Raw genomic sequence first — 21,334 nt, 5'->3', positions numbered from 1 at the left:
GCAGGGCGGGCGCGCGGTCGTGCGGGTCGCGTCGTCACGGGCCGGGAGTCCCGGCCCGGGGTCGCCGGCACGGCTTCGAGCGGTGTCGCGAGCGGTGCGCGGTCGGCACGACGACGTCGGTACTCCGGCGGGTGCTCCGCCGGATCGCGGTCGGCCCGCGCGTCTGGAGGACTCAACCGAGCGGGCATCGGGCGCGGAGCGGTCCGTGACCGCTCCGGGTGTCCCGTGTGTACCCGGTGCGGGCGGTCCCATGCAACAGCTCGTGGCCCGTCTCCGGTGACGCGGACGGGGGACGGGACGCGGGCGCGGCGGCTCCCGGATCCGGTGGCCCACAAGGCAGCATGGGACCCATGACCACCACCGAGCCGAAGCGCTCCGGACTCGACCTCACCTGGGTCGACCCCGACGTCCGCCCCCAGGACGACCTGTTCGCCCACGTCAACGGCCGGTGGCTGGACACCCACGAGATCCCCGAGGACCGCTCGCAGGACGGCGTGTTCCGGATGCTGAGCGACCGCGCCGAGGCCCACGTCCGCGAGATCGTCGAGGAGTGCGCGTCCGCCTCGGCGGAGCCCGGCACCGAGGCCCGCAAGATCGGCGACCTCTACAACTCCTTCATGGACGTCGAGCGGGCCGAGCGGCTCGGCGTGGAACCGCTGCGCCCGCTGCTCGACGAGATCGCCGCGGTGACCGACCGCGCGCAGCTCGCGACCCTGCTGGGCCGCCGTCAGCGCGACGGCCGGGCGGCGCTGTTCGGCGAGTTCATCGCGACCGACCTGGAGGACTCGACCCGCTACCTGGTCAACCTCGACCAGGGCGGGCTCGGGCTCCCCGACGAGTCCTACTACCGCGAGGACGAGTCGGCGCCGATCCGGGAGGCCTACGTCGAGCACCTGGAGCAGCTCGCCGGACTGGTCGGCCTGACCGACCCGGCCGGGGTCGCCGAGCAGGTCATGGACCTGGAGACGGCGCTGGCGGCGGTGTCCTGGGACCAGGTCGCGAACCGCGACGCGGAGAAGACCTACACGCTCATGACGCGCGACGAGCTGCGCGCCGCCGCCCCCGGGTTCGACTGGGCGGAGTGGGAGGCCGGCCTGGCCGTGGGCCCGCACGCCTACGACGAGGTGATCGTCCGGCAGCCGAGCTTCGTCACCGCCGCGGGGGAGCTGTGGGCGCAGCGTCCGCTGGAGCAGTGGAAGGCGTGGCTGTCGATGCGGGTGGCCTCGTCGTGCTCGGAGCACCTGTCCGCCGAGCTGGTCGAGGCCGACTTCGCCTTCTACGGCCGCACCCTGTCCGGCACCCCGGAGCTGGGGGAGCGCTGGAAGCGGGGCGTGTCGCTGGTGGAGGCGTCGATCGGCGAGGCGATCGGGAAGATCTACGTCGAACGGCACTTCCCGCCGACGGCCAAGGAGCGGATCTCCGAGCTGGTCGACAACGTCGTCGAGGCCTACCGGCAGTCGATCTCCACGCTGGACTGGATGAGCCCGGCCACCCGCGAGCGTGCGCTGGACAAGCTGGAGAGGTTCACCCCGAAGGTCGGCTACCCGGAGCGGTGGAAGGACTACTCCGCCCTGGAGATCGACCCGGCGGACCTGCTGGGCAACGTGGGCCGGGCCGCGGCGTGGCGCCACGACCACGAGTACTCCAAGCTCGGCGGCCCGGTGGACCGCCTCGAGTGGCTGCTGACCCCGCAGACGGTCAACGCCTACTACCACCCGCGGCTCAACGAGGTCGTGTTCCCGGCCGCGATCCTGCAGCCGCCGTTCTTCGACGCCGAGGCCGACCCCGCCGTCAACTACGGCGGCATCGGCTCGACGATCGGCCACGAGATCAGCCACGGCTTCGACGACCAGGGCTCGCGCTACGACGGCGACGGCACCCTCACCGACTGGTGGGAGACCGCCGACCGGTCCGAGTTCGAGTCCCGCGCGCAGAAGCTGATCGAGCAGTACGACGCGCTCACGCCCCGGGGCCTGCCCGGCCACACCGTCAACGGCGCGCTGACCGTCGGCGAGAACCTCGGCGACCTCGGTGGGCTGACGATCTCGCTGCAGGCCTACCGCATCGCGAACGGCGACACCGAGCCGCCCGAGATCGACGGCCTGACCGGCGAGCAGCGCGTGCTGTTCGGGTGGGCGCAGATCTGGCGGGCGGTGACCCGGGACGAGGAGGCGGTCCGCCGGCTCGCGACCGACCCGCACTCCCCGCCGGACCTGCGGTGCAACGCAGTGGTGACCAACCTGGACGCGTTCCACGCCGCGTTCGACGTCACCGAGGACGACGCCATGTTCACGGCCCCGGACGACCGCGTACGGATCTGGTGACCTCCCCGGGCGGGGAGGCGGGGGCTCACCCGGTGTCGAGGTCGGCGGCGGCCTCGCGGGCCTGCTCCGCCTCCCGCTCGGTGGGGTAGCTCTCGAACAGGGAACAGCCGCAGTCGCAACGCAGGACGTAACCGTCCACGACGTCTCCATAGGGGACGGTGTAGGGCGCGTGTGTGCTCACGGTCACACCTTGGCAGTCGACCGCGATCGGGCGAAGCCGACACGCGGTGACGCCGGAGGCGCTGCGCGACAGGCGGTACGGCGCTCAGCTCGTCGCGGCGCGGATCGCCAGGACGATCGCGATGACGAGCAGCGCGACGACGAGCAGCAGGGCCAGGACGATCAGCAGCACCGGGGAGAGCGCGAGCCCGACGATCACCAGCGTCTTCGCGAGGGTGCCCAGGGCGGCGAACCCGGCCTTGACCGCACCCCAGACCGGGTTGGTGCCGGCGAGGACCGCCTTGCCCGCCCCGAGCGCGGCGGCCAGGCCGACACCACCGTTGGCGGTGACGTCCTCCAGCGAGCTCGCCAGGTCGTCGACCTTGCGCAGCGCCACGCCGGAGACCTTGTCGATCAGGGCGACGAGCAGTCCCTGAAAACTGTTCTTGAGGCGCTCACCGTTGTCGACCGGTGGATTCGGCGACGATTCCGGACCGGCGGCCGCGGTCGTCGTCTCGTCTCGCTCGCGTACCGCCACGGCCTGGGTCATGTCGCCCTCGTCTCTCGAATGTGCCGTCACCACGGAATCGTTCGCCGGTGACGGAGGGAATCGTTCGTGCATGCGTCGGATCGGTGGGTGACCACCGGCGGGAACGGCCCGCACCGTGGGTCCGTCGAGGACTCCGGCCGAGGCCCGGTCCGGTGTCCGCTGCTGCGGCAGCGCGTCCGATCCGCCCCCTCGGCCGGTCCGTGTGCCGTACTCCAGATCGCTGAAACGGACGGTGTCGTCGCAGTTCAGAGGCTGTGCGCCCCTGTTCCAGCCCCGGGCCCGCCCCGTGAGCGTAGGCGATGACGCGGCCCCGTCACCACGGCGACGCGGCCGTTGCCGGGCGGCGACCGTCCGGGTGCGCGCCGAACAGAGCAGCGTCGGAACGCACTCGTACGAACAATGCCTCCCGGGTCGACGCGCCGGGGCGAAGCGCTTTACCTGGGGCCGCCGGGACCGTTCCATGAGCCCGGTCCGAAACGTCGACGGCGATCAGGAGAACACACGTGCCGAAGAGTGAGAAAGCCAAGAAGAAACCCCAGGAGATCAAGGGGAAAGCCGAGCAGGTCGCCGGAAAGGTGACCGGCAACAAGAAGCTCATGGCCAAGGGGAAGGCCGACGAGACCGAGGCGAAGGCCTCGGGATCGCTCAAGCAGGGAGCCAAGAAGGTCAAGGGCGGGAACGGGCCACGATGAGCACCCAGGGAGCCGTCGTCACCTCGCCGAACGGCCACGGACCGGCGCCGTCCGGCGACGCGACACCGGCCGACCGGATCACCGAGATCGTCTCGCGCGTCCTGGAGGCGGTCGCGGCGAGGCTCGCCGACTCCGTCGAGGCGGTGGCCGACCGGATCTCCGGACCCGACGGGCGGCCCCGGTCCGAGGATGATGACGGAGCGGGTGCGCTCGCCCGGCTCGGTGCCGGCTTCGGCGTCATCGCCGCCCGGCTCGCCGAGATCCTCGGGTGGATCGTCGAGCAGGGCACCCGCCTGGTCTCGGCCGCGACCGGTCTCCTCCCGCGGGGCCGGGGCACCACCGGGGACGACGACGCCCCGGGCGACGAGGTCGCCGACCGGCGGGCCGCCGCCGTGTGAGCCGACGGCCCCGTACGGGGCCGGAACCGTGCGGGTGAGGGCTCTCCACGGCAGCAGGACGAATGACCCTGTCCGTCGTGGAGGGCCCTTCGTCGTGTGTGCGGCCGATTGCGCAGGGGGAGGCGGGAAATGGAATTCCCGGGCGGGATGATGATCGCAGGAAATGCATTTCCCGCAGCGCACCAGGATGTGATCGGACGGATCGATCCCGGACATTGATCCACTCTGGGCGACATGCGCAACGATGGTGGTCCGAGCCCCGCCGGAAATGGATCGTGTATCGGCACGGGTACCGATCCGGGGTCGATCGGGGTGCCGTCGCCGTTCACTCGCCATCCGGACCGGCGGCGGGCCGTCCGGACGCCCGCCCCCCGACCGTCCGGTGGCTGTCGCACCCGCGTCGTCGACGGTGCCGGCCGGGTCCCTGATTGTCGGGTTCCCAGAGCCGCGAAATCCCGTCGACCCGGTCGTGCGGGCTCGCAACCTGCAGTGGGACAACGGAACCAGCACAGGTTGCGCCGGTCGCCGTGCCCGGATGCGCCGACCGCGAGCCGACGAGCAAGATCGACATCGATGGCGACCGAACCGGTCGGCGCCGGGGTCCGAACGTCCTGGTGCCGTCGCACGGTGGGTGCCGCATCGATTCCGGAAACGTGCTGCGAACAGCCCATGCCGATGCTCCGTCCGGCCGTCACGTCGTATTTGCGTCAGGCCATTGAGTCGAATGTTCCGGACTGTTTGTCCCGCATTCAAGTTGGTCGTAACAGTGGTGATCGGCCCGGCTCACACCGCTGTAATGTCGCCGCCACTTGGTGAACGGCGCGTGACGTCTTTTCGGGTACTTCGGGGGATGAGTGGCTGCATTTCATGATCGCCACCGCTTTGCGGATCCGGCCGTCATTCGGACGTGTCGTTCGTCCAGCGAGCCACGGGTCAACCCCTGAAAGGATGAACGCTGTATGAGCGCTACGTCGAAGATCGGTCTCGCCGTGGTGGGGGGGTACGTCCTGGGACGCACGAAGAAGATGAAGCTGGCGATCATGCTGGGCGGCGCCCTCGCCGGACGGAAGCTGAACCTCTCACCCACCGAGCTCATGAGCCAGGGCGCGAAGCTGGCCTCGGCCTCCCCGGAGCTCGGCCGTCTGCAGAACGCCGTGCGCGGCCGTCTGCTCGAGGCCGGCAAGGACGCGGCGATGGCCGCGGCGAGCAACCGCATGGAGTCGCTCACCGACTCGCTGATCTCACGGGTGGAGAACCTCGGCAAGCCCGTCGAGCAGGTCGCCGGTGCGACCGGTGACGCCGCGGGCGCCACCGTGGAGACCGCGGGCGACACGGCGGGCGCGGCCGCGGAGACGGCGGGCAAGGCTCTCGACTCCGGCGGCCGGGCCGTCGGGACCGTCGCACGGGGTGGCCGCCGCGCTGCGGACGAGAACGACGACGAGGGCGAGGTCGCCGAGCTCGACGACGCCGAGGAGGCCGAGGACGCCGACGGGTCCGAGGACGACGTGGTCGACGAGGCGGAGGAGACCGAGGCGGAGGAGACCGAGGCGGAGGAGACCGAGGCGGAGGAGACGGGGGAGGAGTCGGGCGAGGAGCCCGAGCAGTCCTCGAACGGAACGGTCCGGGAGATGGCCGCGACGCGGCCGAGCCGCGGTGGCTCCGCGGAGGGCAAGAAGTCCGCGGGCACCCCCGCGCGCCGCCGTACCGCGGCGGCGTCCAGCCGTTCGACGGAGAGCAAGGCCAGCACGTCGTCGGCCCGTTCGCGGTCCGGCGAGCCGGCGAAGAAGGCGCGTTCGACCTCGTCGACCACCACGCGCCGCAGCACCGGCACCCGTCGTTCCTCCGGCAAGTCGGGAGGCCGCAACGATGGCTGACTCCGACGGGGGGAACGCCTCGCTGCTGGACAACCTGCCGACCGACCGTCTCCGGGAGGCCGCGCAGTCGCTGCTCAAGACGCTGACGGACAAGGCGGTCAGCGCCGCGCTCGACCAGGTCGACGGCCTCACCGGGCGGCTGACCGACGTCGCGGAGAACGGCGGCGTCGGCCTGCAGTCGGCGCTGAGCGGAGGCAAGGAGGCCGCCGAAGGAGGTAACCCGGTGACCGGTGCGATCAAGGGCGGCCTGTCCGCGGTGAAGGACAAGGCGATGAGCGCCGTCGGCCTCGGCGGTGGTGACGACGACGGTGACGGCGACGGCGACGGGGGGAGTGGCGGGGGCTCCGGCGGCGGTGGCCGCGGCAAGTTCAAGTTCATGAACATCGTCGAGGAGCTCGACATCGGCGTGCCCGTCCGCGTCGCCTACGACCAGTGGACCCAGTACGCCGACTTCCCGACGTTCATGAAGAAGGTCCACAGCGTCGAGCAGGAGTCGGACGAGAAGACCAACTGGAAGGCCCAGGTGTTCTGGTCGAAGCGCACCTGGAGCGCGACGACCATCGAGCAGATCCCCGACACCCACATCATCTGGCGCTCGCAGGGTGCCAAGGGCTACGTCAACGGCATCGTCTCCTTCCACGAGCTCGCGCCCAGCCTGACCAAGGTCCTGCTGGTGATGGAGTACTACCCGGTCGGGCTGTTCGAGAAGACCGGCAACATCTGGCGCGCCGTCGGCCGTCGTGCCCGCCTCGAGTTCAAGCACTACCGCCGCCACGTGATGGTGGAGACGCTGGTCAACCAGGAGGAGCTCGAGGGCTGGCGCGGCGAGATCCGGGACAGCGAGGTCGTCAAGACCCACGAGGAGGCCATCGCCGAGGAACAGGCGGAGGCCGACGGCGAGTACGAGGAGTACGACGACGAGGAGCCCGAGGACGGCTACGACGTCGAGGACGAGGCGGACGCCGACGAGGACTCCGACGACGAGGCCGACGAGGACTACGACGTCGACGACGAGGCGGACGAGTCCGACGAGGAGCTCGACGACGACGCCGAGCACGAGGCGCCCGAGGGTGCCGTCGCCGAGGACGACGCCGACGAGGAGCCCGCCGACGAGGCCGTTTCCGACGAGTCCGGGGACGACGAGCCCGAGGACGAGGGACGTCCGGTGGGCAGGCGCGCCCAGCGCCGTTCGCGGCAGCCCGCCCGCGCCTGAGCCGACGCGGCAGACGAGGAGGACCCGGCCGGGGCCCGAGCTCCCCAGGTGCCCCGGCCGGGCACCCGGTACGAAAGGAATGGTGACGGGTGACCGTCAGTCAGCGTCAAGGCGGAAGCAGGGTCGATCGGGCACCCCAGGGCGACCTGGCCCAGGTGATCGACCTGATCCTGGACAAGGGCCTGGTCATCGACATCTTCGTGAAGGTGTCGCTGGTCGGGATCGAGCTGGTCACGATCGACGCGCGGATCGTCATCGCGAGCGTCGACACCTATCTGCGGTTCGCGGAGGCGACGAACCGGCTCGACCTGCACCAGAAGGGTGGCAAGTCCCTGACCGAGGCGATCGGGGGGATGACCGAGAGCGCCACCCACGGTGGGGCCAAGGGCACGACGAAGGGCGTGATCGAGGCGGGCAAGGAGAAGTTCGACGACTACCGGGAAGAGCGCAAGCAGGAGAAGCGTCGGTCATGAGCAAGGGCACGAAGACGAGGACCGCGACGTACGTCTACGCCGTCGTCGCGGCCGATGTGGACATTCCCGAAGGGCTCGAGCCGGTCGGTGAGGAGCCCGGTGAGCTGGAGGTCCTCGACCACCGCCGTCTCGCCGCGGTGGTCAGTGACGTCCCGGTCGACAAGCCGCTGGGCCGTCGCCGGGACCTGATGGCCCACGAGCGCGTCGTCAACGCCATCGCCGAGGAGATGACGGTGCTGCCGATGCGGTTCGGCGGGGTCGTCGAGAACGACCAGGCCGTCATCGACGAGCTGCTGGAGGAGAACCACGACTACTTCGTCTGGGCGCTCGAACAGCTCGAGGGCTGCGTGCAGTTCGTCCTGCACGGCCGCTACGACCAGGACCAGCTGCTCGGCGCGATGCTGCAGGGCGACGCGGAGATGGCGCAGCTGAGCGAGTCGATCCGCGGGCAGGACCCCGACGCCACCTACTACGACCGGATCAAGCTGGGCGAGCGGATCGCCTCCGAGCTGGAACGCCTGCGCGGGGTCGACGCGGACGCGGCGCAGGACCGGATCTCGCCGTTCGCGGTCGCGGTCGTGGTGAAGGAGGCCGGCGGCGAGGACGGCGCGGTGAACCTGTCGGCACTCGTGCGTCGCGACCACCGGTCGGAGTTCGAGCAGGCGGTCGACGCGCTGGGCGACGAGTGGGGTGACCGGGTCGCGCTGCGGCTGATCGGCCCGGTCGCGCCGTTCGACTTCCTCCCGGAGCCGGTGGACGAGGACGGTTCCTGAGCGTGGGGCTGTTCAGTGGCCTGCTCGGACTTCCGCTGGCGCCGCTGAAGGGTGTCGTCTGGATCGCCGAGAAGCTGGGGTCGGAGGCGGACCGCCAGATGAACGACCCGGCGGTGCTCCGGGCGAAGATCGACGAGGTGGAGCGGGCGTTCGAGCGCGGCGAGATCGGCGAGGCCGAACGCGACGAGCAGCAGGAGGAGCTGCTCGGGCGCCTGGTCGGACGCCGAGGAGGAGACGGGGATGGCTGAGGGCCCGCCCCGTCGGCGTCCGGCCCGGCGCCGGCCCGCCGCCGACGACGACGGGCGCCCCCGTCGTCGCGGCGGGCCGGCGGACGACGCCTCGGCGGCACCCGAGCGTGGCGGCGAGGCTCCTCGCCGCCGCCCGGCGGCAACGAGCGCGAGCAACGGTGAGGCCCCTCGCCGGCGTCCGGCCGGGGACGGCGCTCCGGTGCGCCGGCGCGCGTCCCGCGACGGGGAGGAGCCGGCGCCGCGGCCACGCCGTCGGCGTCCGGCTGAGCCCGAGGCCGAGCCGCCGGCGCCGGAGCCGGTCGAGGAGGAGCCGGTCGAGGACTCCTTCGACGAGGAGGAGGCCGACGACGCCGACGACGCGGACCTCGCCGAGGACGACGAGCCGGACGACGAGCCCGACGACGGGGAGGACGTCGAACCGGAGCCGGAGGTCGAGGAGGAACCACCACCGCGGCCGAAGCGGATGGGTGCCCGCGCGGTGGCGCGGGCGGCCGTCGAGCAGATCGTCGAGATGACCGGCAAGACGCCCGAGGGCGTGACCTCGGTATCGCGCAACGACGACGGATGGCTGGTGGGCGTCGAGGTGGTGGAGACCGAGCGCATCCCGAACTCCGCCGACGTCCTGGCCATCTACGACGCCGAGCTCGACGACGAGGGCGAGCTCATGTCCTACCGCCGCGTCCGGCGCTACACCCGCGGGCGCGGGGACGACGAATGACCGCCACGCGACCGGAGGAGCACACATGAGCGACACGGTCCGCTGGACGTCCGGGCAGGCGACGCGTCAGGAACCCAAGGCCGTCGACGGCGCCAACCTGGCCGACATCCTGGAACGGGTCCTCGACAAGGGGATCGTGATCGCCGGCGACATCCAGGTGAACCTGCTCGACATCGAGCTGCTCACGATCAAGATCCGGCTCGTGGTCGCCTCGGTGGACCGGGCCAAGGAGATGGGCATCGACTGGTGGGAGCGCGATCCCACGCTGTCCGCCGGACGTCAGGAGCTCGAGGACGAGAACGACGAGCTGCGCTCGCGCATCGCCGCCCTGGAGGCGGCGATGGCCCGGGCCCCGGCCCTCGCGGAGCCCGGGGACGCCGACAAGGTCGACCCGCCCGCCGACGACGCACTCGACGAGGATCCGCCGGACGAGGACCCGGACGATCTCGCGGAGGCGGAGATCGAGGACGAGGAGCTCGGCGAGGGCGAGGACGAGGACGGGTTCGGGGACGAACCCGTCGCCGACGAGGACGACGCCGAGCCGGAGCCCCGCGCCGCACCGGTGACAGCGGAGTCGCCGGGGGCGGACCGGCCACGCCGCCGGTCGGACGACGGTGCACCCCGTCGCCGGGGCGCTGCGGCGTCCGGGCGTGCCAAGGCCCCGGCCGAACGCCCGCCGTCGCGCCGTCGGAAGAGCCGGGAGGGATGAGCGCCGTGCCCGATCACGCCGGGCCGGACCCGGTCGTCTACGTCTACGCCGTGGGCCGGGACCTGCCGGACCGCGCGCCGGCCGGTCTGACCGGCGTCGGCGGCCGTGTCGTGCGCACGGTGGCCGGCGCGGGTCTGCAGGCCCTCGTCGGCGACGTCCCCCGTGAGGAGTTCTCCGACGAGCGGCTGGAGGCGAGCCTGCAGGACCTGACCTGGCTCGCCGCGACCGCCCGCGCCCACCACCACGTGGTGGACACCGTCGGGCAGGTCGCGGCGCTCGTCCCGCTGGCACTCGCGACCGTGTTCTACGACGAGGACCGGGTGCGGGCCGTCCTCGCCGAGCGGGGCCCGGAGTTCGGACGGGTCCTCGACGACCTCGACGGCCGGGCCGAGTTCGGCGTCAAGGTGTACCTGCCCACCACCCCGCCCCGAGCCGAGACCGGCGACCGGCCGACGTCGGGGGCGGAGTACCTGCGCCGCCGGCGGGCGGCGGTCGGGGACGCGGAGCGGGTGGTGCAGACCGCCCGCGAGTCCGCACTCGCCCTGCACGACACGGCGGCCGAGGCGTCGGTGCGCTCGCGGCGGCACCGCGTGCACGACGCCGCCCTGACCGGGCGGACCGAGCAGATGGTGCTCAACGGTGCCTACCTGGTGGACCGGGCCCGCTCGGGCGAGTGGCGGGCCGCGGTCGAGCGGGCGACCCCCGGCGACGTGACGGTGGAGGTCACCGGCCCCTGGATCCCGTACTCGTTCGTCGACGCCGGGGACGGTCCGGACACCGTCGACGGCGCTCCGCGGGAGGACGCATGACCGGGCCGTCGTCCGGGGTGTTCGGCGACCAGGAGGTGGCCCTGGTCGACCTGCTCGACCGGCTGCTGGCCGGTGGCGTCGTCCTCACCGGTGACCTGACGATCTCGCTGGCCGGGGTGGACCTGGTCCGGCTGTCGCTGCGGGCGCTGCTCGTCTCGATCGGCGCCGACGAGAGCCGGCCCCCGCCTCCCGGCGGGCCGGGCGAGCCCGGCCCCGCGGCGCTCGGAGCGGGTCCCGTCGTGCCCGAGGTCCCCGGGTGAGCCCCCGCGAGCCGGACGTGCCCGGAGGGTCCCGTTTCGAGATCGACCGGGACTCGGTCGAACGCGATCTCATGAAACTCGTCCTGACGATCGTGGAACTGCTGCGTCAGCTGATGGAGAAACAGGTTCTGCGGCGCGTCGACCACGGTGATCTGTCCGACGACCAGATCGAGGATCTCGGCACCGCACTCATGCATCTGGAATCGACGATGAACGAGCTGACCGAACGGTTCGGACTCACCGCCGGTGACCTGAACATCGAACTCGGACCCCTGGGTCCGTTGTTACCGAGGAATCGATGATCCGCCACCGGAGAACGGCACGAAACCCTTCCGTCCGCGACCGGAACGGACCGTGTCGATCCGGCCCGTGTCGATCAGGCCCGTGCCGATCAGGGCCGTGCCGATCAGGTCCGGCGCACCGGGCGCCGGGCGTCGGGACTCTGCCGCGCGGCCGGCACCGAGGCGGTCCGCCCGGGCTCCGGCCGGGCGTCCATGACCATCGCGACGTGGATCCGGAACGACCCGTCGACCCGGCGCAGCAGGTAGCGGTAGCTGTCGTCCGGGCCGGCCGCCTGCCCCCGGTGACACCACCGCACCGTGACCTCGACCAGGTCGCCGCTCAGCAGCGTCTCGGGCCCCATCTCGTACCCGACCGAGGTCAGGCCGGACGTCCGGTACTGCGAGCGGGCGGAGGTGAAGCCGTCGACGATCTCGGTGCGGGTCGCGAAGACCACGGTCCGGGCGTTCGTCACGACGTAGGCGGGGGCGGTGTAGCAGTCGGCGATGCGGTCGACGTTCCCGGCGGCGAAGGCCGCGGCGAAGCTGTCGAACAGCTCGGTGGGGGTGCGGTACTCGGGCGCGGCCGGAGGCCGGGGCGCCGGCGCCGGGGCGATCGGCCCGGACGGCATGACGGGCACCGACGGCGGCGTCACCGGGCTGGTGCGTGCACGCGGTCCGGACCAGGAGCGGCGCGGCCCGGGCGTCCAGCGGGAGCCCGGCGTCATCGCCCGGCCACCGCGCGGCCGCGACGTGCCGGGGTCGTGCAGTGCATGCCGTCCACGTCGCCCCCTCGATTCGTTGTCCGCCTGAACAATCTACATGTTTGTAGAAGATCATGGGGCCGGGTGGGGCCACGAATCGGTGTTCCCCGTCTCCGGAGGCCCGGACCAGGCCCGTTGATCCGGCAAGGACTGGCACACTCGCTCCCGACGACGTCGGGAGGGCGAATGGCGGACAGGACGGGTGGTGGTGCGCCGCCGCCGCGCCGTCGTCGGGGGCAGCTCGGCGACGAGGTGTGGACGGTCCTGCAGGAGGCCGGGGAGCCGCTCACCGCCGGCGAGGTCCGCGACCGCCTGGACCAGCAGCTCGCCTACACCACCGTCGTCACGACGCTGGCTCGGCTCTACGCGAAGGGCGTCCTGGTCCGGACGCGGGAGGGGCGGGCCCACCGCTACGCACCGAGCACGACCGAGGCCGGCCTGGCGGCGCGCCGCATGCAGCACGCCCTGGACGACCACGAGGACCGCCGTGCGGTGCTGACCCACTTCGTCTCCGCCCTGAACGGCGAGGACGAGGTCCTGCTGAAGAACCTGCTCGGCGAGGACGACCCCCCGGTGTCTCGGCGCGGCGGACGCCGACCCCGGGACGACGGACGATGATCTACGCCGTCTACCTGCCGTTCGTCGTCTCGCTGCTCGCCGCCGGGTGCGCCCCGCTCATCGCCGCCCGGTTCCCGGCCCGTATCGCGACCTGGACCCTGACCGCGTTCGCGGTGGTCGCGGCCGTGTGCGGCACGGTGAGCCTGGCGCTGCTCGCGGCCAGCCACGGTGCGTCCGGCGCGTCCCCGAACCCGGTACCGGTGGTCGTGGCGGTGGCCGCGACGGTGCTGCTGCCGCTCTCGCTGCTGTCCGGGGCCGTCATGCTCGTCCGGAGACGGCGTGCGCTGCGGTCGGTCCGGCGGGCCTACCTCGGGTCCGACGCCGCGGTGATCCCGGAGGGCGACGATCCGGTCGTCGAGGTGGACACCGCACGCCCGCTGGCCTTCTCGTTGCCGGGCGATCGCCGTCGTCCCGGGCGCGTGGTGGTGTCGCGCGGGATGGTGGAGGGTCTCGACGCGGCCGAGCGCGTGGTGCTGCGGGCACACGAGTGGTCCCACCTGCGCCGCGGACACCACCGGCTGGTGACGGCGGTCCGGCTGGCCGCCGCGGTGAACCCGCTGCTGCGCCCGGTCGCAGCAGCGGCGACGTTCGCGGTGGAGCGGTGGGCCGACGAGGACGCCGCCGCGGTGTCGCAGGACCGCAGACTCACCGCCTCCGCGGTCGGGAAGGCCGCCCTGCTCGCCTCGGCCTACCGGACCGGGGGGCACGACGAGGAGGTCGACACCCTCGGCGTGGACGGCGCGGTGCGGGTCGCGGGGGTGCTCCGGGTGTCCGGTGCGCTGGGCGTGTCCGGCGCGATCACCGGGCTGCGTCGGCCGGGCGTCGTCCCGCGCCGGGTCGCGGCGCTGCTCGCGCCGCCGCTGCCGTCCCGGCCCTGGTGGACGGCGGTCTGCGTGCTGGTGATGCTCGCCGTGGTCGCCGCCGCCGCGGAGGGTGCCTACGACCTCGGCGGACTGCTCGGGTTCTGGACGGTGGGCTGACTCCCGCGGGGGCCGGGCCTCCCCGGCGTCAGCGGTCGCGCTGCCCGTCCCCGGGGAACAGCACCCGGTCGACGCCGCGGGAGAACGCCTCCCAGTCCCGGACGCGGGCGGCCAGGATGCGCTCCCCGAGCGAGGTGAGGACGAAGCGTCCGGCTCCGCCGCGGCCGGTGTCGCGGATCAGCCGGTCGTTCCGCAGCCGGTGCAGCTGGTGGTAGACGCTGCGCTCGGTCAGCTCGAACGCCCCGGCGCTGCGCTCGCGGACCAGGTCGATGAACTCCCTGCCGCTCGCCACGCCCTCGCTCGCGACGGCGAGCAGCAGCAGGTCGACGTCCTTGCGGTCGCGGACCCTCGCCGGGCGGGCGCGGCGGCGGGGGACCCGGGCCGGGGCGGCGCCCGGTGACTCCGGGGGCCGGGCGGTCTCCGCCGGCCGGGTGGGGCGGGTGCCGGATCGCGCCACGGTGTCCTCTTCCTGGATGGGTTCGCCGGTGGTGTGGGCAGTGCGGGCGTCGGGCGGGTTCCCCTCCGGCGAGGGGACGTCCTCGACGGCGCGGACCGTGGACCGCCGCGGTGCCAGCAGCCCGTGCAGTGGCCCGGGCACGGCGGTCTCGTCGGGCTCCTCGGGCAGCGGACGGGGCGCCGTCGCGGGGCTCACGCCGGCCCCGCGGCGCCGCGCCGGTCGTCGTCGCGCTCGTTCTCCTCCGCCGACTGCAGGGCGGTGAGCACCTCGACGCCGAGGGCGCGGTAGTCCCCGGCCACCCCGGCAGCGGTGGGGGAGAGCCGCGGCGCGGTGATGTCCATCCGCAGGGCCTCCCACCAGGCCGGTTGGGCCGCCGCGGCGATCTCGAGCTCGTGCGCGAGCTTGCCGAGCCGGCGCGCGTCCTGCGCCGAGCGCTCGGCGTGGCGGATGGTCGTCTCGAACCACGGGGAGTTCCCGCCGAAGGCCTTCTCCACGGCCGAGCGCACCTCGCCGTGCACGGCGGTCGACCGGGTCCCGGTGCCGAACAGGACCACGCCGAGCAGTCGCAGCCGCGCGTTGATCTCCCGGGCCAGCGCGAACCGGTCGGCGACCAGCGTCATCCCGACCAGGCCGCCGACGTCGGACCGCGTCGGCATCAGCACCCACCGCGCCGCCGCCAGCGCGAGGTCGGTGAGGATCGTGGACTCCGGCGGGCAGTCGACGAACACGAGCTCGTAGTCCACCGCGACCGGGGCCAGCACGTCGCCGAGCACCCGGAACGCCTCGCGCCCGTGGTGCTGCAGCCGGGACACCATCACCGGCGTCAGATCCTCGAGCCGGGCGCCCCCGCAGACGACGTCGAGCCCGGGACGGACGTCGACCGCCGGGGTCAGCGGGGTGCCCGCGATGACGCTGCCGAGCAGTCCCGCCCCGCGGTCGTCGACGTCGGAGCCGCGGAAGCCCAGGTCGTCGGCGAGGTTCGCCTGCCGGTTGAGGTCGATCAGCAGGCAGCGGTACCCGGCCCCGGCGAACTGGCCGGCGAGGTTCGCCGCCACCGACGTCTTCCCGACCCCGCCCTTGTCGTTGACGACCGCGATGACGCGCGTCAACGCGTCGTCGCGCCGCCGGTTCCTCGACCGTTTCGACACAGAACCTCCGCCACCGATCATCCGTGAATTCGCCCCCTCCGTCCCGCGCAGGGTGACCCGTGGAATACCTCCGGACAAGGACCTTCACACGTGTCCGGAAATGTACGTGCGAACGGCGTAGACGAATCCGTCCGATGCGATGGGTAATGGGATCGGACAGCGCATCGCATTACCCCCACGGACCCCTCGGGTCGCGAGCGGAAAATGCCGGCGAGTACGTTCGGCCCGCATGAGTCCTTCGAGCGCAGCATCTCCGTCCGGCGGCAACGTGCCCGAGGTCGGGGCCTCGGACTACCTGCGTTCCGTGCTCGCCCCGGTCCACCAGGACGAGGGCGGCTCGGTCGCGATCACCGTGGCGATCCCGGCCGGGGTCGTGTCCGGGCACGCCGTGCACCCCGCGGTCTGGCTGCGGCGGATGGCGGCCGAGGTGCGGTCGCGGCCCGGCCCGGAACAGGGCAAGGACGCCGTCGCCCGGATCTTCGAGACGCACGCGTCGCGGCGCGACGACCACACCCTGTCGGTCAACGCCCTGATGGACTCGATCAACCACGTCTACCTGGCCGACGCGACCCTGACCTCGGGCAGCGCACCGGTGACCCCGGGACGGGGCACCCTCTGGCAGGTGGCGCTCGCCGACGTCTCGGCGTGGACGGTCGGGGAGCCGGGCCCGTCCTGACCCCGCGGGCGGGGGTTAGGGTGCCCGGCCGTGGCCACCCCATCCCCTGTCCAGCAGCGTGTCGGCACGACCGTCGTCGGGCTCGTCGCCGATCCCGGCCTGCCCACCGAACTCGCCCACCGGCTGGCCGTTGAGCTGCCCGCCCTGCTGTCCCGCCACGCCGGCGGGGAGTGGGAGGTCCGGGTCGACGACGCCGAGATCGCGCTGGACGACAACGGCGCGTTGCCGATGATCGAGATCGGGAGACAGGTCCGCGACCGCGAGGGGTTCGACGCGGTCGTGCTGCTCTCCGACCTGCCCCGCCGCGCCGGGGCACAGCCGGTCGTCGCGGACGCGGGCACGGCGCACGCCGTCGGGATGGTGTCGCTACCGGCGCTGGGCGCGCTGGCCCAGCAACGTCGCGCCCGCGACACCGTGCTGCGACTGCTCACCGGTCATCTGCTGCCGGGCACCGGAGAGCCGGAGGCGCAGAACCGCTCCGGCGCGGCGGGGGCCCTGGACCGGATCGACCCCGAGCGGGGCGAGGAGTCCGACACCGGATCGGCCGGCGCCGAGGACGACGTCGACGTCCGCCTCGCCCTCACCGGGGCCCGCGGACGGCTGCGGCTGCTCACCGGCATGGTCCGGGCGAACCGGCCGTGGCGGCTCGTGCCGAGCCTGTCGCCGGCGATCGCCGCGGCCGCGGCCGGCGCCGCGTTCGGGATCTTCTACTCCAACATCTGGTCGCTGGCCGTCGCGCTCGGCATCCCGCGGCTGATCGTCGTCACGCTGATGTCGATGGTCGCGATGGTCACGTGGCTGATCCTCGACCACCAGCTCTGGGAGCGGCGTCACGACCGGTCGCTGCGCGAGGAGGCGCTGCTCTCGAACATCTCGACGGTGCTGACGGTCGCCACCGGGGTGCTGGTGATGTTCGGGCTGTTGTTCGCGATCGCGCTGGTCGCCTCCGCCATCGTGATCCCGCCGGACTACCTGGGCTCGACCCTGATGCGTGAGGCCGGCGTGGCCGACTACGTGATCATCGCCTGGCTGTCGTGCGCGATGGGGACCGTCGCGGGGGCGCTGGGCTCCGGGTTCGCCGACGACGGCGCCGTCCGCCAGGCCGCCTACAGCCGCCGGGAACAGGAGCGCCGGGCCCGGCTCGACCGCCAGGACGACCGAGATGACGGCAGGGACGACGGCGGGGACGACGACAGGGACGACGACAGGGACGACGACAGGGACGACGGCGCGCGCCGATGAAGCGCGTGTCACATGAGGACTGGACCGCCGTCCGGCGGGTAGACGGCCGGGGCAAGTCCCGTGTCTACCCCCTGGAATGGTGCCTCGTGCCCGATACCACCGCGATCGTCTCCCAGCTCCGCACCCTGGAGCAGCTCACCCGTACCGAGAACCAGGTCGCCCGTATCCGGGTCGCCCAGGCCCGTACCGACGGCGTCCGCCGCGAGCTGGAGACCAACGCGAGCAACGCCGAGCGCCGGATCGGCCGGATCCGGGACGCGCTGCGCGAGATGCGCGCCGTCCCGGACGTGGTCGGACCGGTCGTCGGGTCGCTCGCCGCCCTGGTGAAGAGCGCGGGCGAGCAGGCCCAGCGCTTCGACGAGGCGCTGCTCGGTGACCTCGCCCTGGAGCGTCAGCTGCTCGACCGCGCGCGCTACCTCGTCGCTCTGACCACCACCGACGGCCCGGTCACGGTGAACCGGCTGGCCCAGGAGCTGGTCGAGGCGCACACCGAGACCGTCGACTGGCTCTCCACCGTGCTCGCCGAGGAGGCCCTCGGCGGTCCGGCCGCTCTGCGTGCGACGCCGCTGCAGGTCGTCCGCGGCGGCGTCACCCAGGTCGTGCGCCTGCCCGCCCGCGTCACCGCGGACGGTCTCAACCGCGCGGGCGACACCATCGCCCGCGCCGGCATCCGGGCCCGGGACCGCATGCAGGCGCTGGCCGAGAACGCCGACCGCCTCGCCCGCGACACCCGTGAGGTCCTCGAGGTCGGCTTCGACGCCGCACTCGACCGCGCCGAGGCCGTCACCCGCCGCGAGGGGGCCGACGACACGGCCGCCGCGCTGCACGAGACCCGCCGCGACCGCGGCCTGCTCACCGCTGGTGAGCTGCCGGTCTCCGGCTACGACGCGCTGTCGGGCAAGGACGCCGTCACGGCCGTCCGCGCGCTGGGGTCGGTCGAGGACGTCCAGGCCGTCGCCCGGTACGAGGAGAAGCACAAGAACCGGACCGGCGTGGTGACCGCGGCTCGCAACCGCCACGCCGAGATGGCCAAGGCCACTGTGGCGTCCTGACATGACGCCGCTGCTGAGCCCACCCGGGGTGTACCGCCCCCAGTCCGACACCGCGGTACTGATCGGGGCTCTCCAGCGCGACGATCTCGCCCGCGGGCGGGACGTCCTGGATCTCGGCACCGGGACCGGGGCGGTCGCGCTGGCCGCCTGCGGGGCCGGGGCCGCCTCGGTCACCGCCGTCGACCTCTCGCGCCGCGCGGTGATGGTGACCCGGATGAACTGCCGGCTGCGACGGGCCCGGATCGCGGTGCACCGGGGCGACCTGTTCGCCCCGGTCCGCGACCGGCGGTTCGACCTGATCGTGGCGAACCCGCCGTACGTCCCGGCCGAGACCGAGGCGCTGCCGCGCTACGGCATCGCCCGCTGCTGGGACGCCGGCATCGACGGGCGCGCCGTCCTGGACCGGATCTGCGACGGCGCCACCGACCGCCTGTCCGAGGACGGGGTGGTGCTGCTGGTGCACTCGGCGGCCTGCAACGCCGACGCGACCGTGGCCCGCCTGGCGCGGGCCGGGCTCGTCGCCGAGGTCGTCGACCGGGTGCACGTCCCGCTCGGGCCGGTGATGCGGGCACGGCGGGCCATGCACGAGACGCGCGGCCTCGTCGAACCCGGCGCACGGTCCGAGGAGCTCGTGGTGGTCAGGGCGCACCGTGCCGCGTGAGCCCGGTGACCGTCACCGGGTCACACTGACCGGAGAGGGTCCGGTGCTCGTCGAGGGCCCGGTGGAGGTCGTGCTGCCCGACGGCGGGACGGTCCGTTCGGACCGCCCGGTCGTCGCGTTGTGCGCCTGCCGGCGCAGCCGCCGCTACCCGTTCTGCGACACCAGCCATCGTGCCCGGGTCCGCCCGGAGCACCAGGAGGACCATTCGTGACCAGCACGACCGAGATACCGCGTCCCACGACCGCCGGCCTGCCCGCCCCGCGCGGCCCGCTCTCCGAGGCCGTGATCGCCCTGTTGTGCGCCGAGCACGACGACGGTCTCGCGACGGCGGTGGCGGTCGCGCGGAGCGTCGTCGGCGACGCCGACCCCTACGGCGACGACCTGCAGCTCGCCCTGCACTGCTGCTACGAGCTGCACTACCGCGGATACCCCGGCGTCGACGACGACCGCGAGTGGGACCCGCTCGTGCTCGGCGTGCGCCGCGAGCTGGAGCGGGCGTTCCTGGCCGCGCTGCGCCGGGACGTGGACGCCGGTGACGACGTCGCGGGCGAGGTCGCGGCCCTGCTCGTCGAGCCGGTCGGGCCGGGCGCGGAGACCGGGGTCTCGCACCACCTGCGCCGCGACGGCGAGCTGTGGCAGCTGCGCGAGTACGTCGCGCACCGCTCGATCTACCACCTCATGGAGGCCGACCCGCAGGCCTGGGTGATCCCGCGCCTGCACGGGGCGGCCAAGGCCGGCCTGGTCTCGGTCGAGCACGACGAGTACGGCGGGGGAGACCCGGCCCGGATGCACTCGCAGCTCTTCGCCGACATGATGGCCGAGCTGGACCTGTCCACGGTGCCCGGGCACTACGTCGACGCGGTGCCCGCGGCGACGCTGGCCGAGGTCAACCTGATGTCGCTGTGCGGGCTGCACCGCAGCCTGCGCGGGGCCCTGGTCGGGCAGTTCGCGGTCGTCGAGCTGACGTCCTCGCCGGGGTCGGACCGGCTCGTGCGGGCGATGCGGCGGCTGGGCTGCGGCCCGGCGTCGATCCGTTTCTACGACGAGCACGTCGAGGCCGACGCGGTGCACGAGCAGATCGTCCGCCGTGGCGTCCTGGACCCGCTGCTGGCCGCCGAGCCCGAGCTCGCCGCCGACGTCGTGTTCGGGATGCGTGCCTCGGCCCTGCTGGGCGACCGGCTCTCCGCGCTCGTGCTCGACGCCTGGTCGCAGGGCCGTTCCAGCCTGCGCCGCCCGCTGGCGGAGGTGTCGCGATGACCGACACGACGGTCCGCATCGTCGGCGTCGACCACGACGCCGCGTTCTGGGACGACACCGCGGAGCTGCGTGCCTGCCTGACCGAGCCGGTGCCGCGGATCCCGCCGTGGTTCGGCTACGACGAGCGCGGCTCCGCGCTGTTCGAGCAGATCACCGAGCTGCCGACGTACTACCTCACCCGGACCGAGTGGTCGCTTCTGCGCCGCTACGGGCCCGACATCGCCGCGCGCCTGGGCTGCGGGCGGATCGCGGAGCTCGGCAGCGGGAGCGCGAAGAAGACACGTCTGCTGCTGCGCGCCGCCGTGGCCCGCCGTCCCACCACCTACCTGCCGGTCGACGTCAGCCGCGAGATGCTGACCTCCAGCGCCGAGGCGCTGCGGACCTCGATCCCGTCGCTGGACGTCGTCGGGCTCTGGGGGCGCTACGAGGCCGGGCTCGACCATCTGCGCGCCGACGACGACGGCGAGCCGCTGGCCGTCATGTTCCTCGGCGGCAACCTGGGCAACACCACCCCCGACGAGCGCCACGCGCTGCTGGCCCGGTGTGCGGCGAGCCTGCGCCCGGGCGACGCGTTCCTCGTCTCGGCGGACCTGGTCAAGCCGGCCGCGGTGTTCGAGGAGTGCTACAACGACCCGCCCGAGCACACCGCGTTCGCCGACTTCCGGCTCAACCACCTGGTCCACCTGATCAACCGGTTCGGCTGCGACGCGGACCCGGCCTCGTTCCGCCCGCACGCCCGCTACGACACCGCGACCGGGGAGGTCGTCGGGCACCTGTGGTCCGAGCGCGACCAGCACGTGTCGATCCCCGGCCTCGACCTCGAGCTCGACCTGCGCAGCGGGGACGGGATCAACGTCGGCTTCTCGGCGAAGTTCGACCGGGAACGGTTCGTCGCCGACGTCGCGGCGCACGGCCTGGCCCCGGAGGCGCAGTGGGTGGACCCGGAACGGCAGTACGGCATCTTCCTGTTCCGGCGCTGAGACGCGACCGCCGGGCGGGTT

26 protein-coding genes and 1 pseudogene are annotated in these 21,334 nt (G+C 73.1%); 22 read left to right on the top strand and 5 right to left on the bottom strand.

The window, feature by feature from the left end; translation table 11 throughout:
* Nucleotides 1-350: 350 nt before the first annotated feature.
* Nucleotides 351-2,324, top strand: coding sequence for a M13 family metallopeptidase (locus tag EV383_RS18750; RefSeq protein ID WP_130291109.1), 1,974 nt, complete (start codon nucleotides 351-353; stop codon nucleotides 2,322-2,324).
* 25 nt (nucleotides 2,325-2,349) lie between these two features.
* Here EV383_RS18750 and EV383_RS31265 read toward each other — a convergent pair whose 3' ends face one another.
* Together EV383_RS31265 and EV383_RS18745 are read right to left on the bottom strand one after the other, a co-directional pair.
* Nucleotides 2,350-2,505, bottom strand: a complete 156-nt coding sequence (locus EV383_RS31265) for a hypothetical protein (RefSeq protein WP_165438396.1) — start codon at nucleotides 2,503-2,505, stop codon at nucleotides 2,350-2,352.
* Between the two features lie 84 nt (nucleotides 2,506-2,589).
* On the bottom strand, nucleotides 2,590-3,033 hold the full coding sequence (locus EV383_RS18745; RefSeq protein ID WP_130291108.1) for a hypothetical protein: 444 nt from the start codon (nucleotides 3,031-3,033) through the stop codon (nucleotides 2,590-2,592).
* Between the two features lie 503 nt (nucleotides 3,034-3,536).
* Here EV383_RS18745 and EV383_RS18740 point away from each other — a divergent pair.
* The 12 genes and pseudogenes from EV383_RS18740 (at nucleotide 3,537) to EV383_RS18685 (ending at nucleotide 11,502) form a co-directional block, all read left to right on the top strand.
* A complete protein-coding gene (locus EV383_RS18740) occupies nucleotides 3,537-3,725 on the top strand; it encodes a CsbD family protein (RefSeq protein WP_130291107.1) in 189 nt (62 codons plus the stop codon).
* Entirely contained in the window at nucleotides 3,722-4,123 is a 402-nt protein-coding gene (locus tag EV383_RS18735) for a hypothetical protein (RefSeq protein WP_130291106.1), read from the top strand. Before EV383_RS18740 ends, EV383_RS18735 begins: the two co-directional genes overlap by 4 nt.
* Nucleotides 4,124-5,082: 959 nt before the next feature.
* Entirely contained in the window at nucleotides 5,083-5,997 is a 915-nt protein-coding gene (locus EV383_RS31260) for a hypothetical protein (protein ID WP_165438395.1), read from the top strand.
* Nucleotides 5,990-7,210, top strand: a complete 1,221-nt coding sequence (locus EV383_RS18725) for an SRPBCC family protein (protein ID WP_130291105.1) — start codon at nucleotides 5,990-5,992, stop codon at nucleotides 7,208-7,210. Before EV383_RS31260 ends, EV383_RS18725 begins: the two co-directional genes overlap by 8 nt.
* An 89-nt stretch (nucleotides 7,211-7,299) precedes the next feature.
* Complete coding sequence (gvpJ, locus tag EV383_RS18720) at nucleotides 7,300-7,683, top strand: gas vesicle protein GvpJ (RefSeq protein WP_130291104.1); 384 nt, start codon at nucleotides 7,300-7,302, stop codon at nucleotides 7,681-7,683.
* Complete coding sequence (locus EV383_RS18715) at nucleotides 7,680-8,456, top strand: GvpL/GvpF family gas vesicle protein (RefSeq protein WP_130291103.1); 777 nt, start codon at nucleotides 7,680-7,682, stop codon at nucleotides 8,454-8,456. Before gvpJ ends, EV383_RS18715 begins: the two co-directional genes overlap by 4 nt.
* Nucleotides 8,457-8,458: 2 nt before the next feature.
* Nucleotides 8,459-8,704, top strand: a complete 246-nt coding sequence (locus tag EV383_RS18710) for a gas vesicle protein GvpG (protein WP_130291102.1) — start codon at nucleotides 8,459-8,461, stop codon at nucleotides 8,702-8,704.
* Nucleotides 8,697-9,422 (top strand): gas vesicle protein GvpO, encoded by a 726-nt coding sequence (gene gvpO, locus EV383_RS32275; protein ID WP_130291101.1) that lies wholly within the window; start codon nucleotides 8,697-8,699, stop codon nucleotides 9,420-9,422. Before EV383_RS18710 ends, gvpO begins: the two co-directional genes overlap by 8 nt.
* 25 nt (nucleotides 9,423-9,447) lie before the next feature.
* A pseudogene (locus tag EV383_RS18700) lies at nucleotides 9,448-9,697 on the top strand (gas vesicle protein); the annotation flags it as partial.
* 439 nt (nucleotides 9,698-10,136) lie between these two features.
* Complete coding sequence (locus tag EV383_RS18695) at nucleotides 10,137-10,940, top strand: GvpL/GvpF family gas vesicle protein (RefSeq protein WP_242623196.1); 804 nt, start codon at nucleotides 10,137-10,139, stop codon at nucleotides 10,938-10,940.
* On the top strand, nucleotides 10,937-11,200 hold the full coding sequence (locus tag EV383_RS18690; RefSeq protein ID WP_130291099.1) for a gas vesicle protein: 264 nt from the start codon (nucleotides 10,937-10,939) through the stop codon (nucleotides 11,198-11,200). The genes EV383_RS18695 and EV383_RS18690 overlap by 4 nt, the downstream gene beginning before the upstream one ends.
* A complete protein-coding gene (locus tag EV383_RS18685) occupies nucleotides 11,197-11,502 on the top strand; it encodes a gas vesicle protein K (protein ID WP_130291098.1) in 306 nt (101 codons plus the stop codon). The genes EV383_RS18690 and EV383_RS18685 overlap by 4 nt, the downstream gene beginning before the upstream one ends.
* 104 nt (nucleotides 11,503-11,606) lie before the next feature.
* Here EV383_RS18685 and EV383_RS18680 read toward each other — a convergent pair whose 3' ends face one another.
* Nucleotides 11,607-12,206, bottom strand: a complete 600-nt coding sequence (locus EV383_RS18680) for a DUF4440 domain-containing protein (RefSeq protein WP_130291097.1) — start codon at nucleotides 12,204-12,206, stop codon at nucleotides 11,607-11,609.
* A gap of 222 nt (nucleotides 12,207-12,428) precedes the next feature.
* On the opposite strand from EV383_RS18680, the gene EV383_RS18675 reads away from it, so the two are divergent.
* Both EV383_RS18675 and EV383_RS18670 read left to right on the top strand, forming a co-directional pair.
* On the top strand, nucleotides 12,429-12,860 hold the full coding sequence (locus EV383_RS18675; RefSeq protein WP_130291096.1) for a BlaI/MecI/CopY family transcriptional regulator: 432 nt from the start codon (nucleotides 12,429-12,431) through the stop codon (nucleotides 12,858-12,860).
* Entirely contained in the window at nucleotides 12,857-13,840 is a 984-nt protein-coding gene (locus tag EV383_RS18670) for a M56 family metallopeptidase (RefSeq protein WP_130291095.1), read from the top strand. Before EV383_RS18675 ends, EV383_RS18670 begins: the two co-directional genes overlap by 4 nt.
* Before the next feature lie 28 nt (nucleotides 13,841-13,868).
* On the opposite strand, the gene EV383_RS18665 is transcribed toward EV383_RS18670, so the two are convergent.
* Together EV383_RS18665 and EV383_RS18660 are read right to left on the bottom strand one after the other, a co-directional pair.
* Nucleotides 13,869-14,492, bottom strand: coding sequence for a PadR family transcriptional regulator (locus EV383_RS18665; RefSeq protein ID WP_130291094.1), 624 nt, complete (start codon nucleotides 14,490-14,492; stop codon nucleotides 13,869-13,871).
* The gene (locus EV383_RS18660; protein ID WP_242623195.1) at nucleotides 14,489-15,445 is read right to left on the bottom strand and encodes a ParA family protein; all 957 of its coding nucleotides are present in this window, start codon (nucleotides 15,443-15,445) and stop codon (nucleotides 14,489-14,491) included. Before EV383_RS18660 ends, EV383_RS18665 begins: the two co-directional genes overlap by 4 nt.
* A 229-nt stretch (nucleotides 15,446-15,674) precedes the next feature.
* Here EV383_RS18660 and EV383_RS18655 point away from each other — a divergent pair, with 229 nt between their 5' ends.
* The 7 genes from EV383_RS18655 (at nucleotide 15,675) to EV383_RS18625 (ending at nucleotide 21,313) form a co-directional block, all read left to right on the top strand.
* On the top strand, nucleotides 15,675-16,121 hold the full coding sequence (locus EV383_RS18655; protein ID WP_130291092.1) for a hypothetical protein: 447 nt from the start codon (nucleotides 15,675-15,677) through the stop codon (nucleotides 16,119-16,121).
* A 30-nt stretch (nucleotides 16,122-16,151) separates the two neighbouring features.
* Entirely contained in the window at nucleotides 16,152-17,363 is a 1,212-nt protein-coding gene (locus tag EV383_RS18650) for a hypothetical protein (RefSeq protein WP_130291091.1), read from the top strand.
* Between the two features lie 86 nt (nucleotides 17,364-17,449).
* Nucleotides 17,450-18,415: a DUF8129 domain-containing protein gene (locus EV383_RS18645; protein WP_130291090.1), complete on the top strand. Its 966-nt coding sequence runs from the start codon at nucleotides 17,450-17,452 to the stop codon at nucleotides 18,413-18,415.
* A gap of 1 nt (nucleotide 18,416) precedes the next feature.
* Nucleotides 18,417-19,076 (top strand): HemK2/MTQ2 family protein methyltransferase, encoded by a 660-nt coding sequence (locus tag EV383_RS18640; protein WP_130291089.1) that lies wholly within the window; start codon nucleotides 18,417-18,419, stop codon nucleotides 19,074-19,076.
* Nucleotides 19,066-19,287, top strand: coding sequence for a CDGSH iron-sulfur domain-containing protein (locus EV383_RS18635; protein ID WP_130291088.1), 222 nt, complete (start codon nucleotides 19,066-19,068; stop codon nucleotides 19,285-19,287). Before EV383_RS18640 ends, EV383_RS18635 begins: the two co-directional genes overlap by 11 nt.
* Entirely contained in the window at nucleotides 19,284-20,333 is a 1,050-nt protein-coding gene (locus EV383_RS18630) for an iron-containing redox enzyme family protein (RefSeq protein ID WP_130291087.1), read from the top strand. The genes EV383_RS18635 and EV383_RS18630 overlap by 4 nt, the downstream gene beginning before the upstream one ends.
* Complete coding sequence (locus tag EV383_RS18625) at nucleotides 20,330-21,313, top strand: L-histidine N(alpha)-methyltransferase (protein WP_130291086.1); 984 nt, start codon at nucleotides 20,330-20,332, stop codon at nucleotides 21,311-21,313. The genes EV383_RS18630 and EV383_RS18625 overlap by 4 nt, the downstream gene beginning before the upstream one ends.
* Nucleotides 21,314-21,334 lie beyond the last annotated feature (21 nt).

The sequence above is a fragment of the Pseudonocardia sediminis genome (genome assembly GCF_004217185.1).
GTDB lineage: Bacteria > Actinomycetota > Actinomycetes > Mycobacteriales > Pseudonocardiaceae > Pseudonocardia > Pseudonocardia sediminis.
This window is presented reverse-complemented; position numbering and strand designations above follow the sequence as displayed.

What these genes read in the sequence shown, in the direction of transcription:
- EV383_RS18725 (WP_130291105.1), top strand. Translation starts at nt 5,990, where the DNA reads ATGGCTGACTCCGACGGGGGGAACGCCTCGCTGCTGGACAACCTGCCG.
- EV383_RS18750 (WP_130291109.1), top strand. Translation starts at nt 351, where the DNA reads ATGACCACCACCGAGCCGAAGCGCTCCGGACTCGACCTCACCTGGGTC.
- EV383_RS18680 (WP_130291097.1), bottom strand. Translation starts at nt 12,206, where the DNA reads ATGACGCCGGGCTCCCGCTGGACGCCCGGGCCGCGCCGCTCCTGGTCC.
- EV383_RS18735 (WP_130291106.1), top strand. Translation starts at nt 3,722, where the DNA reads ATGAGCACCCAGGGAGCCGTCGTCACCTCGCCGAACGGCCACGGACCG.
- EV383_RS18745 (WP_130291108.1), bottom strand. Translation starts at nt 3,033, where the DNA reads ATGACCCAGGCCGTGGCGGTACGCGAGCGAGACGAGACGACGACCGCG.
- EV383_RS31260 (WP_165438395.1), top strand. Translation starts at nt 5,083, where the DNA reads ATGAGCGCTACGTCGAAGATCGGTCTCGCCGTGGTGGGGGGGTACGTC.
- EV383_RS18625 (WP_130291086.1), top strand. Translation starts at nt 20,330, where the DNA reads ATGACCGACACGACGGTCCGCATCGTCGGCGTCGACCACGACGCCGCG.
- EV383_RS18655 (WP_130291092.1), top strand. Translation starts at nt 15,675, where the DNA reads ATGAGTCCTTCGAGCGCAGCATCTCCGTCCGGCGGCAACGTGCCCGAG.
- EV383_RS18675 (WP_130291096.1), top strand. Translation starts at nt 12,429, where the DNA reads ATGGCGGACAGGACGGGTGGTGGTGCGCCGCCGCCGCGCCGTCGTCGG.
- EV383_RS18640 (WP_130291089.1), top strand. Translation starts at nt 18,417, where the DNA reads ATGACGCCGCTGCTGAGCCCACCCGGGGTGTACCGCCCCCAGTCCGAC.
- EV383_RS18690 (WP_130291099.1), top strand. Translation starts at nt 10,937, where the DNA reads ATGACCGGGCCGTCGTCCGGGGTGTTCGGCGACCAGGAGGTGGCCCTG.
- gvpO (WP_130291101.1), top strand. Translation starts at nt 8,697, where the DNA reads ATGGCTGAGGGCCCGCCCCGTCGGCGTCCGGCCCGGCGCCGGCCCGCC.
- EV383_RS18670 (WP_130291095.1), top strand. Translation starts at nt 12,857, where the DNA reads ATGATCTACGCCGTCTACCTGCCGTTCGTCGTCTCGCTGCTCGCCGCC.
- EV383_RS18715 (WP_130291103.1), top strand. Translation starts at nt 7,680, where the DNA reads ATGAGCAAGGGCACGAAGACGAGGACCGCGACGTACGTCTACGCCGTC.